The organism is Candidatus Ichthyocystis hellenicum, from assembly GCF_001460935.1.
GTDB lineage: Bacteria > Pseudomonadota > Gammaproteobacteria > Burkholderiales > 2013Ark19i > Ichthyocystis > Ichthyocystis hellenicum.
Window position 1 is genome coordinate 1 of sequence record NZ_LN906597.1, and the last position, 13,883, is coordinate 13,883.

A 13,883-nucleotide genomic window follows, 5' to 3' on the forward strand; every position below is an offset into this window, starting at 1 on the left:
TATTAGTGATGAAGTTGCCCGATTACATTTACGGCACATTAACATACGCTGCTTGTTTAAAAACATACTCTCATTTGGAGAAAAAAATCTTATCTCAAGCGGAATTGATGTTAGATCCGGACTTGATAAAGTTGGAACTAACCCGGAAGAAGTGCTCTCAATGATACATGGCTTAGAAGAGTTCCATATCATTAAACGCATTAACCGCAGTAGTATCGATTATGTCACCGATAATGCAAATGCCGCGAGGATTGAAAGAAGATATACTGAGATCAAAGAAGTAGCACTAGGTATATGCGAAAAAATTAAGAACGCCAGCCCTTTTGACATCGAATACAGGAACAAACTTGGTAATTTCTCAGAACTTGTTAGAACTAATGATGCCGCCTATCACACCTGCCCAGATATGATCGGCAGCACTAACCACGACATTTATCATAATAGAAGCCTAAACTCGATGGCAGCAGATAAAACAGTTATAATTATAATAGTTTTAGCTTCTATTTGCGCTTTATTCTTTTTTCTCATACTAGGCACTAGAAGATTCAAAACATTTAGGAACCGCTCTAAAATTAGTAAACGTAAACTAGTAGGCAGACCCAAATTTAAGGCCTAATACAGACGGGTAGGAAAACAAAAAACAGCTTATATTTAAATAATGTTTTGATAGAACAGCACAGAAGACAAAGATGTACCAAACAACACCACATCAGTGCAAGTATTAGAATAAACCGTGGTCAACAAAATCTAATGATATGAAAAAATTACCATAAATATCATACATCAAGCACCGAAAAATTTAATTAATAATAAGTAACTATTATTAATTTTTGAAGATAAAATTCAGCATATCTTTTTAATTATGTAGAGTACTATCTCTGCAATAGTTACGATATTATATTGTTTGAATTCAATCATATAATAAAATTATTAGGGAGAAAATACCGTGTCAGACAGCATCACAACTTCTACGTACTGTAATAAAAACATCAACGACGATGAATCACAAAATGGCACGGGAGAAATGTCACAAGCAAACATAGTAACTACAAGTAGAACATCTTCATTGGTAAAAAGCAGCCGTTCTACCTTATCGTTATGCAGAAGCGCCCTAAAAACATCGTTAATTTTTTCTGTACTAAGCCAAGCAACTGCTTATATCATCAAACCAGCTGATATTATTAGTACCAGACTGACTAGATTATTAGTACGGTATATGAACATACAATGCTTGATAAGAAACATACTCTCACTTGGAGAAATAAATCTTATCTCAAGCGGAATTGATGTTAGATCTGGACTTGAGCAAGTTGGAACTACTCCAGAAGAAATTCTGTCAAAAATACACAACTTAGAAGAGTACCGAATCACTAAACGCATTAATCGCACTAGTATGGATGATATCGTCGATAATGCAAATATTGATAGAATTGAATACAGATATAATAGGATTAAAGAAGTAGCACTAGGTATATGTGACAGAATTAAAAATTCCAGCCCTTTTAATATCGAATCCAGAAATAGACTTAGTAATTTCTCGGAACTTGTTAGAGCCAATGAGGACAAATATTACACTTGCCCAAATATAATCGTCGATAGCATTAACCGCAACATTTATGCCCATAGTTATGACCATAGAAGTATGAATTCAATGGCAACAGAAAGAACGGTTATAGTCATTATAGTTTTAGGTTGTCTCTGCGCTTTATTCTATTTTTTCATACTAGGAACTAGAAGGTTCAAAGCATCTAGGAATAGATCTAAGATTAATCAACATAGGCTAAGGGGCAAACCCAAGTTTGAGTGTTAATAAGGTAATAGGCAGGCACGTAAAAAATTGAAACATAGTAAAAAATCACAATTACAGATCACTGAGCATCGTGGACTATATCCAAAACAAACGTTGTGGTATAGGTGATAAATGACTATGCACAACCTCTGTTCAAATTCTTATAACCAAAAACAACTACCGATAATTACCACCTATTGTATTACAGGTCCTTCTTTAAAGTCCTTACATAAATCACTATCCATGATCAAAACAGCAAGAGTGCAAAAATCAATGAACTAACAAATTTGGTGAATTAACAACGTAACTACAGTACAATTACAGCCCAAACAGGAGATAAAGATGTATTAAATAACACCACACCAGTACAAGTATTATAATAAACCACAGTAAATAAAATATAATTATCTACAAAAATTACCATAAATATCATTTATTAATCTAAATATAGCACCGGAAAATTTAATTAATAATAGAAGTAAATATTATTAATTTCTAAAGATAAAATTTCGCATATATTTCTAGTTATATAGAGTACTATCCACGCAATAGTTACGATATTATATTGTTTGAATTCAAGCATATAATAAAATTATTAAGGAGAAACTACCGTGTCTAACAGCATCACAACTGCTAAGCATTATAATAATAACAGCACCAATGATGGATGCCAAACTGAATCAGATGTAGAAGAAAAAGAAATGTCCACAGTAACTACAAGTAGAACATCCTCAACTTCATTGCTAAAAAGTAACAATTCTAGATTCTCATTATTCAAAAACACCCTGAAAGCATCAATAATTTTTTCTGTAATAGGTCAAACATCTAATTGTGTCATCAGGTCAGCTGATGCTATTACAACTAGATTGGCTAGATTATCTTTACGGTATATGAACCTACGCTGCTTGATGAGAAACATACTTGCATTTGGAGAAAAAAATCTTATTTCAGGAGGAATTAATGTTAGATCTGAGCTTGAGAAAATTGGAACTACTCCAGAAGGATTTATGTCAATAGAACACAGAGAACACAGATTAGAAAACTACGAAATAGTTAATCGCGTTAATCGCAGTTGTACAGATGATGCTCGTGATTTGCTTAATGTCGGAAGAATAGAACATAGATATAATACGATTAGAGAAGTAACACTAAATATATGTGAAAAAATTAAGAATACTAGCCCATTTGATGCCGAATCCAGACATAGACTTAGTAATTTCTCAGAACTTGTTAGAACCAATGATGCCTCCTATCACACCTGCCCAAATATGATCGGCGGCAATAACCGTGACATTTATTCCGATAGAAGCCTAAACTCAATGGAAACAGAAAGAACAGTTATAATCATAATAGTTTTGGGTTCTCTTTTCGCTTTATTATATTTTTTCATACTACTAGTAACCAGAAAATTAAAAACGTCCAGAAAGCGCTCTAGAGCAATAAATGCTAATGATGTGTAATCAAGTAACAAATAAAACTACAAGCATCAACACATAGAGTAAGTATAATTTGCCACATGGCAAAAAATAGCTTTTATGTATAACAGAAATGAATACGCGCACCCTTCTAATCAAATACCTAGCAATTAAACTAAGTTTAAGTCAAATCTATTATCCTTTTCAATTATTTTATCAATCTACTAAAAACAAGAGGGTACTGTTGTTAAATAATAGCATAACCGTATACTTGCTCTAATAACGAATCATAAATAATTCAATTTTATAAATATCTAAATGCAAAAAATTCCACTAGTATGAGATAATAATTTAAATAAACTACTTAAAAAACTAATCAATCATATAAAAATATTATCTATTTATAAAAGTAAATTTACGTATATATTTCTAATTATGTAGAGTAGCATCGGTGATGATGGTCGATCAGTTGTGCATTAATATTATTGATATTAAAACGTATAACAATACTTTCAGGAGATAATGTTGTGTCAAAACGGCATTGTAGAGTTTAAATGTTATAACAAGCTAGAAACCAGCAACAGTGACGAATTCCAGGATGAATCAGAAGAAGATATTGGTAATATATCAGCAGTCTAGATGACTACAAACGCGATATCGTCAATCTCAAGAAGAACAAGTTCCGGCTTAAGCTACTACCCCTGCCATGCAAGATCATCCTACAAAAACACCCTAAAAATATCCATCTTTTTATCTATACTAGGACAAGTTACTCCATATGTTTTAAAACCGATCGATACTATTAATATTGAACGGATTAAATTATTAGTAAAGACTGCAAACATACGATGCTTGCTAGAAAAAGCATTTAATTTTGGAGAAAATAATTTGATTTTAAACGGAGTTGACCTAAGATCCGAACTTAAACAGGTTAATATGACTCCAGAATATATTATGTCAATAACAAACGGCTGGGGTAAACACTACATCGATAATTACCATAACCGCACCAACATGGACAACAACAGCCTTATCAGAAAATATATATCAGTGATTAGTCTTGATTACTCCAAGATAGAAAAATTAATATTAGATGCAAGTGAAAGAATTGCAAATATCACCTCCTTCGATACACAATCTAGACAACAGATTGGTAGACTTACAGAACTTGTTAGACTCAATAACACCGCCTACCAACCTTGCCATAGTATTGTTATCAAAGGTTACCACGAAGAACAAATCTATTCACTGGATACGGAATGGTATATTAAAGTCGTCATTATTTTAATGTCTTTCTTTGCTTTGTTGTACTTTTTTGCAATGATATTTAGGAGAACAAAAGGATGTAGGGGAATGCGCCGCTTATTCAATAACATGCGTAGCCGCGCAACCAGGTCAACTCTGACACTACTGGGAACGGCAAGAGAACATTTATGCAAACGAGGCAACACCCACTACGTACCCTTAAATGAAATCAATACGGATCCGGAAAACTCATTTGATGAAGAACCTTTCTTTCAAGATCTTCCATAATTTTCGCTTCATGGTCTTCCTCATGATCAAAACCGTAAGCGTGCAAAAACCCATGTACCAACAAATGAGCATAGTGATGGTGAAGTACCTTGCCTTGTAAAATAGACTCCTTCCAAACAACAGGAACACACAAAATAATGTCGGCATTATAATGACCACTCTCCTGATACCCAAACGTCAAGACATTTGTAGGATAATCCTTCCCGCGAAACGACAAATTTAACTCTCGTCCCTCATCTTCATCAACAAACCGTGCCACAACAACATTCAAAACATAACCTACTCGGTCATAAACAAACATCGAAGTATTACGTAAAAAAGTCCTAACTTGGCCATAACTAATATGCGGCGGATAAAAATTACTGCACCACTGATAAGTCAAGACCGTATTCTTCATACCACCGAGACAATTTCACCACGGAAGCTATGCGACAATGCCTCCAGTAAACGCACAACAACAAACTTACCCCTAACATCTGGTGGTGCGGAAAAATTTACAATCCTGTTGTTAGAAGTTCTACCGGTCAAAACTTCTGGATCCTTCTTCGATTCCCCACTAACCAGAACAACCTGCTCCGTACCAAGCATAGCCTGACTTATAAAACAAGCCTTCTCATTCAAAAGGGACTGAAGACGATGCAATCTATCTAATTTTTCCTTTTGCGTCACAGAGTCTGGAAGAGAAGCTGCTGGTGTACCAGGTCTACGACTGTACACAAAAGAAAACGACGAATCAAAATTCAACTGATCAACCAAGTTCATAGTTCCCAAAAAGTCCTCCTCAGTTTCACCAGGAAAACCCACTATGAAGTCAGATGAAATTGATATGTCCGGACGAACATTCCTGACACGCCGAATTATAGATTTGTACTCCAAAACAGTGTAGCCCCTCTTCATAGCTGCCAACACACGGTCCGACCCTGACTGCACTGGCAAGTGCAAATGAGAAACCAACTTTGGCAAGCAAGCATAACTGTCAATAAGACGAGTAGTCATTTCACGTGGATGAGAAGTTGTATATCTAACACGTCCCAACTCTGGAATTGCGTGAATGTACGAGAGAAGCATAGCAAAGTCCACGTCTTCCCCATCATCAGTAACAGTACGATAAGCATTCACATTCTGCCCCAACAGAGTCACTTCACGAACTCCATCTTCCACCAACTGAGCCACCTCAGCCAAAACATCATCAAAAGGACGAGATAACTCTTCACCACGCGTATACGGTACAATGCAAAAACTACAATACTTTGAACATCCCTCCATAATGGATACGAAGGAGGAAACACCATCAGCCCTCGGTTTAGGAAGAGCATCAAATTTCTCAATCTGCGGAAAAGAAATATCAACCTGAGGAACACCTGAGCGTTTCCTCTCTTCGATCAACTGAGGAACACGATGCAAAGTCTGGGGACCAAATACCAAATCTACAAAACGTGCACGATCAAGTATAGAAGCACCTTCCTGGGAAGCAACACAACCACCAACGCCAATCATAACATCGGGATTATTCTCCTTAAGACTACGAACTCGACCAAGGTCATTAAAAACTTTTTCCTGAGCCTTTTCTCTAACAGAGCAAGTATTAAACAAGATCAAATCCGCATCCTCAGGAACATCGGTCTTGACGTAACCTGACTCACTGAGAACATCAAACATCTTATCGGCATCATAGGTATTCATTTGGCACCCAAAGCTCTTAATGAACACCTTTTTTTGCTTCATATAGTCACCCACTAAGTAGCTGAAGAACCCCTACGACGCATCAACCAACGCCTACAATGAACTGGAGATCGCCCAGATTTCTTCCTATCAAAGTAATAATTCAAGCGCTTCTCTAGCTTTGTCAAAAACCCACAAACATCAGAACGAGACATTTCCAAAGACTGTCCTCGCCTAAGATCAGTAGGTAACCACAAATCACCGTATCTAACACGAATAAGACGAGTTACTACAATATTAAGCGATTCGAAAATACGACGTACCTCTCGGTTACGACCTTCGGAAAGAATAACACGGTACCAATGATTACAAGATACATGAGCATCGCTATCATCAGAATCAGTTCCTTCTTGCTGAGGATGGGCATCAATAACTGTACGAAAACGAGCCAAACCGTCACCCAACTCAACACCCTTCAACAAACATTGAACCTGGTCCTCTGTTAGTACACAATTAATCCTAACTGCGTACTCACGCTCTATCTCATAACGAGGATGCATCAAGTGATTAGCTAGATCACCGGAAGTAGTAAACATCAACAAACCACTGGTATTAAAATCCAATCTACCAACTGGAACCCACGAGCCCTCTTCCAATTCTGGCAAATTGTCAAATACAGAAGGACGGGAATCAGGATCATCACGACTAACTATCTGCCCCTCTGGTTTGTAGTACAACAATATTCTCGGAATAGCAACGGCATGATCAACCTTAACCACCTTACCATTAATTGACACCACATCGGTAGTAAAAACCTTCTGTCCGATCTCAGCCAAAGAACCATTAACAGTCACAGCACCATCAATTATGAGCTGCTCCATATCCCTACGAGAACCAACACCGGCATTAGCTAGAATTTTATGAAGACGCTGCGGAGTATCTGCAGAAGGTAATAAAGAAACCCTATTTTTATTAAACTCTCCAGAACCAGAACGCGGATACCTCCTGGGTGCAGTACGAGCCCTAGAAAAATTTCTTCTATCTTGATCACCAACCTCAACCTCAGAAACATTACCAACATCAAAAAACTCATCAGTTTCTGAATGATCAGGCGTTCGTTGATAAAAATTCTTCTTGTCACGACGAATATAATTGCGTCGAAAAGCGTGACCAGCTCTACCAGTCTCATGCCTACGGTACTCACCACCGCGGTTTCCATTCTGAGAGTTGCGATCACCGGAAAAATCATCACAAGAATTACCGCCCCTCGGCAAAACGGACTCTTTAGCAGCAACCCGAGAAGGATGAAATCCATGATTAGTACGTCGATTATCGTCTACAGGTCTAGAATTGTACCAATTACCAGATTGATTACGACGATTGTCATGACGAGAATGAGATACATTCTGTGAATCGGAGAAAGCGTCCTTGGTTTGCGGAGTCCTACCCTGAAAATTTCTACCTTGGTAATTATCTCTGCCGCCATGGTGATTATCAGTAGTAGAAGAACGACGGCTATGCCCGTAATTTCCTGGCCTGAAATTACCATCCCTGGAACTACCGCCTCTGAAATTACCGTCCCTTACGCCGCTGCCTCTAAAATTGCCGTCCCTAGAGCTGCTGCCGCCTCTGAAATTACCATCCCTGACGTTACCATCCCTAAAATTACTATCCCTGACGTTACCATCCCTAAAATTACCATCCCTGACATTGCCGTCCCTAAAATTACTATCCCTGACGTTGCCATCCCTAAAATTACCATCCCTGACGTTACCGTCCCTAAAATTACCAGCTCTGAAATTACCGTCCCTGAAATTTTGATTTTGCAAACGACCAGAACGAGCAGCTACATCAGAACGGAAACGCGGATCGTATCCTCCTCTACCAGAATTGGAGGTGGAATTCGCAGAAACTCCCAAAGTATGCAAAGTCATCACATCAGGACGATAGTTATCGTGATAGTTTCCAGAATCCTGGGGCCCAGGAACACGATCAACATTATTAGCTCTCTGTGTTCTCGAGGAGTGGCTAAATTTTCTCTTTTGTCGGTAAATCATCAATTGATTCCAATACAGGTCCAAATGTCTGCAATGCTGGCAAATCAGCCAAGCACCGCAATCCAAAATCATCTAAAAATTGAACAGTAGTCGTATACAGCGCCGGTCGCCCAATAGAATCACGACGACCCTTTATCACAATCCATCCACGATCCTCCAAGGTTCTAATGATATGAAGAGAAACCGAAACCCCCCTAATTTCCTCAATATCACCTCTAGTTACCGGTTGCTTGTAAGCAACAATAGCAAGAGTCTCCATAACTGCCCTCGAATATCGAGGAGGCTTAACCTGCCTCAAACGATCCAAATGATGCTGAACCCTCGTAGAAGTTAGGAAACGCCAACCCCCAGCCGTCTCCACCAGCTCAACACCTCGACCGCTGTAGCGAGTGCTAATAGCGTTTAAAACAGATCTCAATTCATCTTTTGCTATGTTTTCATCAAACAAAAACGATATAGAATCAATTGACAAAGGCTCTGGAGAGGAAAAAAGCGCCGCTTCAACAATCATATCCACATACTGAGCATCATAATTACAAATCTCAGCAGAAGAACTCAAATCAGCACTACGGCTACCAATCCCCTTGGTACAGACTATATCTGGCATTTCGCAATCTTGTGAAGGGGAATCGTTATCACTTTGATTATTTTTATTCATCGATGGCCTCTACCATATGCATATCATGTCATCTTTCTCCTAACATAGAGAGGCGCCAAAGGCTCCTGCTGAATTATATCCACCTCCTTTAGCTTCGCTAATTCCAGAATTGCCAAAAAATAAACTATTCGGTAACAAACAGGCATACTTTGACTACACAGATCTTGAAAAACGAAAAACTGGGAAAATTTCACGTTATCTCTCAAAACATCCATGAATTCTGCCACAACCAAGACTTCCCGAACAACACAGTGCGGTTGCACAAACGATTTAAACTGAATCAACCTTCGCCAACAATCAATTAAATAAGAAATATCAGGAACTGGGAAGACAGTTGGAGTTGCAAAACGGATCTCAACGACCACCGCGTGACAATCACGCCCCACTACGGTTCTTTCTGATAAATACGTCGACGCCCCAACAATTTGCTCATACGCGATTAATCTCCTAACCAACTCATTCCTAGGATCTTCCTCCGCATATTCAGCTTCATCATCATTATCTGCACCTTTTTTACTTGGTAATAGGGAACGAGACTTAATATCAATCAGCAAGGCAGCCATAAGTAGGTACTCAGCAGCCAAATATAAACTTCGCTGTTTAATTTCATCCACGTAGGATAAATACTGCTCTGTAAGAAGAGACATGGGAATATCGAGGATATTTATCCTTGACTGGTTAATCAAATGCCATAATAAATCCAACGGCCCAGAAAAATTATCCAGATGCACTTCCAAAGCTTCTGGAGGAATGTACAATGCCTCTGGAACAGCCAATTTTTCACCATACACCCAAACCTCTTGATCTGAACCCCTAGCATTCAAGAAGCAAACCTTCCAAAGTAAACCAATTAAGAAAATGTTTTAGTCGACAGACCTATAGAGCTGCGCACGTCACGCATAGTCTCTTGAGCCATATGGCGGGCCCTATCACATCCGTCTGACAGGATACCACGCACCAACCCTGGGTCCTTAAGAAAAGGTTCGGCCCTCTCCCTAATAGACTCCTGTTCTTTAACCATTTTATCTACCAGAGCCTTCTTGCAGTCAACACACCCTATTTTGGCAGACCTACATCCACTCTCAACCCAAGACTGTACTTCCGACACGGAATAAATCTTATGAAACTTATATACCGCACACCGATCTGGATCTCCGGGGTCACTGCGACGCACACGATTAGGATCCGTAGGCATTTTCTGTATTTTGCTGGACAAAACAGCAGCGTCCTCACGAAAAGAGATAGTATTACTATAAGACTTAGACATCTTCTGTCCGTCTGTGCCTACCAGACGAGAATTTTCGGTTAAAATTTCCTCAGGCTCATGAAGAACTTCACGCGAATAACCGTCCAAATACCCATACAACCGTTCTCGGTCAGACGCAGTAAGGTTCTGCTGCTCCATAACCAGAGCACGAGCACGCTCCAAAGCCTCTCTGTCGCCTTTCTCTTGATATCTATCCCTTAGACTCATGTACAAAGAGTATGGTTTCCTACCCATTTTTTTAGCTGCTTCGCAGGAGTTTTCCACGAAATCAACTTCGGAACCATATAAACGATTGAAACGCCTAACAACCTCACGAGCAAACTCAACGTGGGGAACCTGATCATCCCCAACCGGAACATAGTGGCAACGGTACAACAAAATATCAGCAGCCATCAGCAGAGGATACCCCAAAAAACCGTAAGTAGCCAAATCAAAATGTGATAGTTTCTCCTGTTGCTCGCGATAGGTAGGAACACGTTCCAACCAACCTAAGGGGGTAATCATAGCCAACAATAGGTAAAGCTCTGCATGCTCCGGAACATGAGATTGAACAAACAAAATTGAGCGTTGGGGATCAATACCCGCAGCTAACCAATCTATGACCATATTATACGTGTTTTGGTCAATATCGCCAGTACGGTTATAATGCGTAGTGAGTCCGTGATAATCTGCAACAAAAAACAGGCATTCATAGCGTTGCTGGAGCTTGATCCAATTTTTCAATACACCGTGGTAGTGTCCAATATGAAGACGACCAGTGGGCCTCATTCCAGATATAACTCTATCAAAATGCATACTCATCCAGATCTTCCCAAAAAAATTACGTGAAAAACCCACAAAAGAGCCTCATAGAACGGAGCAATCCAAAAATAAATCACATTTACACCAACCAAATACCCTATAATTATGATAAATAAAACGGCAAAAGCTCCCCAAGATTCAGTCTTGCTGTACACAGTTGCCCAACGAGGAGGTAAAAGTGCATGAACGAATCTACCACCGTCAAATGGAAGAATAGGTATAAGATTAAACGCTAAAAACACTGCATTTACCTGTATGCCCGCAATAGATACTTGAACCCAAAAATTTCTTCCATCCACAACAGAAGAAATTAGGTGCATAACAATTGACCAGATAAATGCCATTAGAAGATTAGCCAATGGTCCAGCAAGAGCAACCAAAGCTAGAGCGTAACGACCGCCCTTAAGCTTAGAACGATTCACGGGAATAGGTTTTGCCCAACCAAACCAAAGAGGAAAGTTAGCCATAGAATTAAGAAGAATATAAAAAACGATAGGAAAAATAACGGTACCGAGAGGATCAATATGATGCAGCGGATTAAAACTCAGCCTACCTTGACGCCGAGCAGTATCATCACCAAACTTGCAAGCCGCATAGGCATGAGCAATTTCATGCCCCGTCAAGGCTAAAACAACCGGCAAAAAAATAACAGAAATGGCACCCAAGGCCTCAGAAATAGATGCCCGCACTACCCACCACCAGATTCATGAACATTCCTTATTTGTAAAAATGACCACCCTAACTTCAACCAAATAGTACCAAATTATAATCTGATCCTGAAAACACTATATCTATAAAGTAAAAAAATAACAGTGCATAGTCAATAATTGGACAAACATAAGTAGAAATAAAAACTACAGTTAATCCCCAACAAACCATCTGTAAACACCAAAATGCATGAATCACATGAATATGGTAGTAGAAATTAGCATCAGCATCGATCACATCAACAACAAACTCTACATGATAAAAATCTTTTGTCTTTTGTTATAAATTCATCTACAAAAACCTTAACTAAAAGAAACAAAACTTTTAATGTCAAACACTATGATTTTCTTTTATAATGCTACCGATTATAGGTAAACCAGCATCATCAGCTGGATGCCGGTTAGTTAGAAAAGTTTGCTAATATTGATCTTGGGAGCGCAGTTGGATAAAACAGCACTGAAAAGAACTATTCTTTTCTCCAGTCATCAGGCTATCAATGCTCGCTTTGCTCCGTTTTCTGGCTGGGACATGCCTCTTAACTATGGATCTCAGATAGAAGAGCACCATGCGGTTCGTAATCGAGTTGGCATATTCGATGTTTCACACATGTGTTGCATCGATGTTAAGGGACGCGATGCTGAAATTTTCACTCGTCATGTTTTTTCCAACGATATCAGCACTATTAATGGCTATGGAAAAGCCATGTATGGGTGCCTCCTTAACGATAGCGGCGGAATCATAGATGATCTGATTGTATACAAATTGAGCCCAAATTGGATGCGAATGGTTGTAAATGCCGCCGGAAGAAAAACTGACATAGAGTGGCTCACAAAACAGAAGGAATGTTCTGGTTACGAATTTGAACTAATTCCGGCAGATGATCTTGCTATATTGTCTCTCCAGGGGCCGGAAAGTTTGTCGATTATCCCCAGAATGAGAAACAAATTTCTACGAGACAATGGATCCTCACTTGCTCCTTTTTCGTGCGCACTGGATGAAGATGAACAATTGTTTATAGCAAGAACTGGATATACAGGTGAAGATGGCTTCGAGATTATAGTTCCTAACCACCTCGCTGTTTCTCTTTGGGACGAATTACTCAGTCAAGGTGCCTCACCTTGTGGATTAGGCGCACGAGATACTCTGCGTATGGAATCTGGACTAAATCTTTACGGAAATGAAATGGACACAACGATTACACCTGGGGAGTGTGGGATTGGATGGACAGTTAATCTCAAAGATCAGAAACGCAATTTTGTAGGAAAAGATGCACTTGAAAAGCACAAACCTCGATTCAAGAGACTAGGAGTGGTTTTGCTCAGCCCTGGGGTACTGCGTCAAGGACAGGAATTTGCTGTAAAAAACGGGGCAAATAGCAAAGGAGACGGGATTCTTACCTCTGGTGGTTTTTCACCGACTATTAACAGAGGGATAGGCATTGCCCGTGTTTCAAAAAACCTTAAACCTGACCAATTGGCTGAAATAGTTATCCGAAACAAACCGGTTGAAGCTAAGCTCTGTTCGTTGCCATTTGTCCGCCAAGGTAAAATTTTAGTAGCAGTTTAGAGTACACTTATGGGAAGTTACTATGACTTACGATGAAATCAAAAAGTTGAGGTTTACCAAAACCCACGAGTGGGTAAGGCTAGGCGAAGAAAACAGAGCTTTTGTCGGAATATCCGAACACGCTCAGTCCGTTCTTGGGGACATTGTTTTTTTGTCTTTACCAGAGATGGGATCATCTGTATCCAAAGGCGAAGATTGTGCGGTAATTGAGTCGGTAAAATCAGCGTCAGATGTTTATACCCCCATTTCGGGAAAAATAACAGCCATAAACTCTCAGTTACTATCAGATCCTCAATCTGTAAATCGCAATGCTTATGACAGCTGGATTTTTGAGATTGAGTTATCAGATAAAAGTGAAATGGACGAATTACTTTCAATCGATGAATACGAAAAATTTATCGAAAGCACTGAACATTAGCCACCGACA

13 protein-coding genes are annotated in these 13,883 nt (G+C 39.2%); 6 read left to right on the forward strand and 7 right to left on the reverse strand.

Annotated elements, in window-relative coordinates:
* The 4 genes from Arg41_RS00005 to Arg41_RS00020 all read left to right on the forward strand — a co-directional run.
* A partial coding sequence (locus Arg41_RS00005) for a hypothetical protein (protein WP_157722182.1) occupies nucleotides 1-616 on the forward strand: 616 nt, incomplete at its 5' end.
* Nucleotides 617-946: 330 nt separating this feature from the next.
* Entirely contained in the window at nucleotides 947-1,810 is an 864-nt protein-coding gene (locus tag Arg41_RS00010) for a hypothetical protein (RefSeq protein ID WP_092342354.1), read from the forward strand.
* Nucleotides 1,811-2,400: 590 nt separating this feature from the next.
* On the forward strand, nucleotides 2,401-3,249 hold the full coding sequence (locus tag Arg41_RS00015) for a hypothetical protein (protein ID WP_092490397.1): 849 nt from the start codon (nucleotides 2,401-2,403) through the stop codon (nucleotides 3,247-3,249).
* Nucleotides 3,250-3,843: 594 nt separating this feature from the next.
* The gene (locus Arg41_RS00020; RefSeq protein ID WP_092490398.1) at nucleotides 3,844-4,737 is read left to right on the forward strand and encodes a hypothetical protein; all 894 of its coding nucleotides are present in this window, start codon (nucleotides 3,844-3,846) and stop codon (nucleotides 4,735-4,737) included.
* Here Arg41_RS00020 and ybeY read toward each other — a convergent pair.
* The 7 genes from ybeY to Arg41_RS00055 are packed head-to-tail and all read right to left on the reverse strand — an operon-like array spanning nucleotide 4,679 to nucleotide 11,871.
* Nucleotides 4,679-5,134: an rRNA maturation RNase YbeY gene (gene ybeY / locus Arg41_RS00025; protein ID WP_242641349.1), complete on the reverse strand. Its 456-nt coding sequence runs from the start codon at nucleotides 5,132-5,134 to the stop codon at nucleotides 4,679-4,681. The two genes, Arg41_RS00020 and ybeY, sit on opposite strands and share 59 nt — an antisense overlap.
* Nucleotides 5,131-6,462, reverse strand: coding sequence for a tRNA (N6-isopentenyl adenosine(37)-C2)-methylthiotransferase MiaB (gene miaB, locus Arg41_RS00030; RefSeq protein WP_092342532.1), 1,332 nt, complete (start codon nucleotides 6,460-6,462; stop codon nucleotides 5,131-5,133). Before miaB ends, ybeY begins: the two co-directional genes overlap by 4 nt.
* Before the next feature lie 11 nt (nucleotides 6,463-6,473).
* Nucleotides 6,474-8,456 (reverse strand): pseudouridine synthase, encoded by a 1,983-nt coding sequence (locus tag Arg41_RS00035; RefSeq protein WP_242641350.1) that lies wholly within the window; start codon nucleotides 8,454-8,456, stop codon nucleotides 6,474-6,476.
* Nucleotides 8,428-9,114, reverse strand: a complete 687-nt coding sequence (gene scpB / locus Arg41_RS00040) for an SMC-Scp complex subunit ScpB (RefSeq protein ID WP_242641351.1) — start codon at nucleotides 9,112-9,114, stop codon at nucleotides 8,428-8,430. The genes Arg41_RS00035 and scpB overlap by 29 nt, the downstream gene beginning before the upstream one ends.
* 23 nt (nucleotides 9,115-9,137) lie before the next feature.
* Nucleotides 9,138-9,938, reverse strand: coding sequence for a segregation and condensation protein A (locus Arg41_RS00045; RefSeq protein ID WP_092487000.1), 801 nt, complete (start codon nucleotides 9,936-9,938; stop codon nucleotides 9,138-9,140).
* A gap of 26 nt (nucleotides 9,939-9,964) precedes the next feature.
* Nucleotides 9,965-11,176, reverse strand: coding sequence for a tryptophan--tRNA ligase (locus Arg41_RS00050; RefSeq protein ID WP_092342538.1), 1,212 nt, complete (start codon nucleotides 11,174-11,176; stop codon nucleotides 9,965-9,967).
* Between the two features lie 2 nt (nucleotides 11,177-11,178).
* Complete coding sequence (locus tag Arg41_RS00055; protein WP_092342362.1) at nucleotides 11,179-11,871, reverse strand: site-2 protease family protein; 693 nt, start codon at nucleotides 11,869-11,871, stop codon at nucleotides 11,179-11,181.
* 460 nt (nucleotides 11,872-12,331) lie between these two features.
* On the opposite strand from Arg41_RS00055, the gene gcvT reads away from it, so the two are divergent.
* Together gcvT and gcvH are read left to right on the forward strand one after the other, a co-directional pair.
* Nucleotides 12,332-13,456: a glycine cleavage system aminomethyltransferase GcvT gene (gene gcvT / locus Arg41_RS00060; protein WP_157722183.1), complete on the forward strand. Its 1,125-nt coding sequence runs from the start codon at nucleotides 12,332-12,334 to the stop codon at nucleotides 13,454-13,456.
* Between the two features lie 22 nt (nucleotides 13,457-13,478).
* Nucleotides 13,479-13,874: a glycine cleavage system protein GcvH gene (gene gcvH / locus Arg41_RS00065; protein WP_092342366.1), complete on the forward strand. Its 396-nt coding sequence runs from the start codon at nucleotides 13,479-13,481 to the stop codon at nucleotides 13,872-13,874.
* The last annotated feature ends 9 nt before the right edge of the window (nucleotides 13,875-13,883 follow it).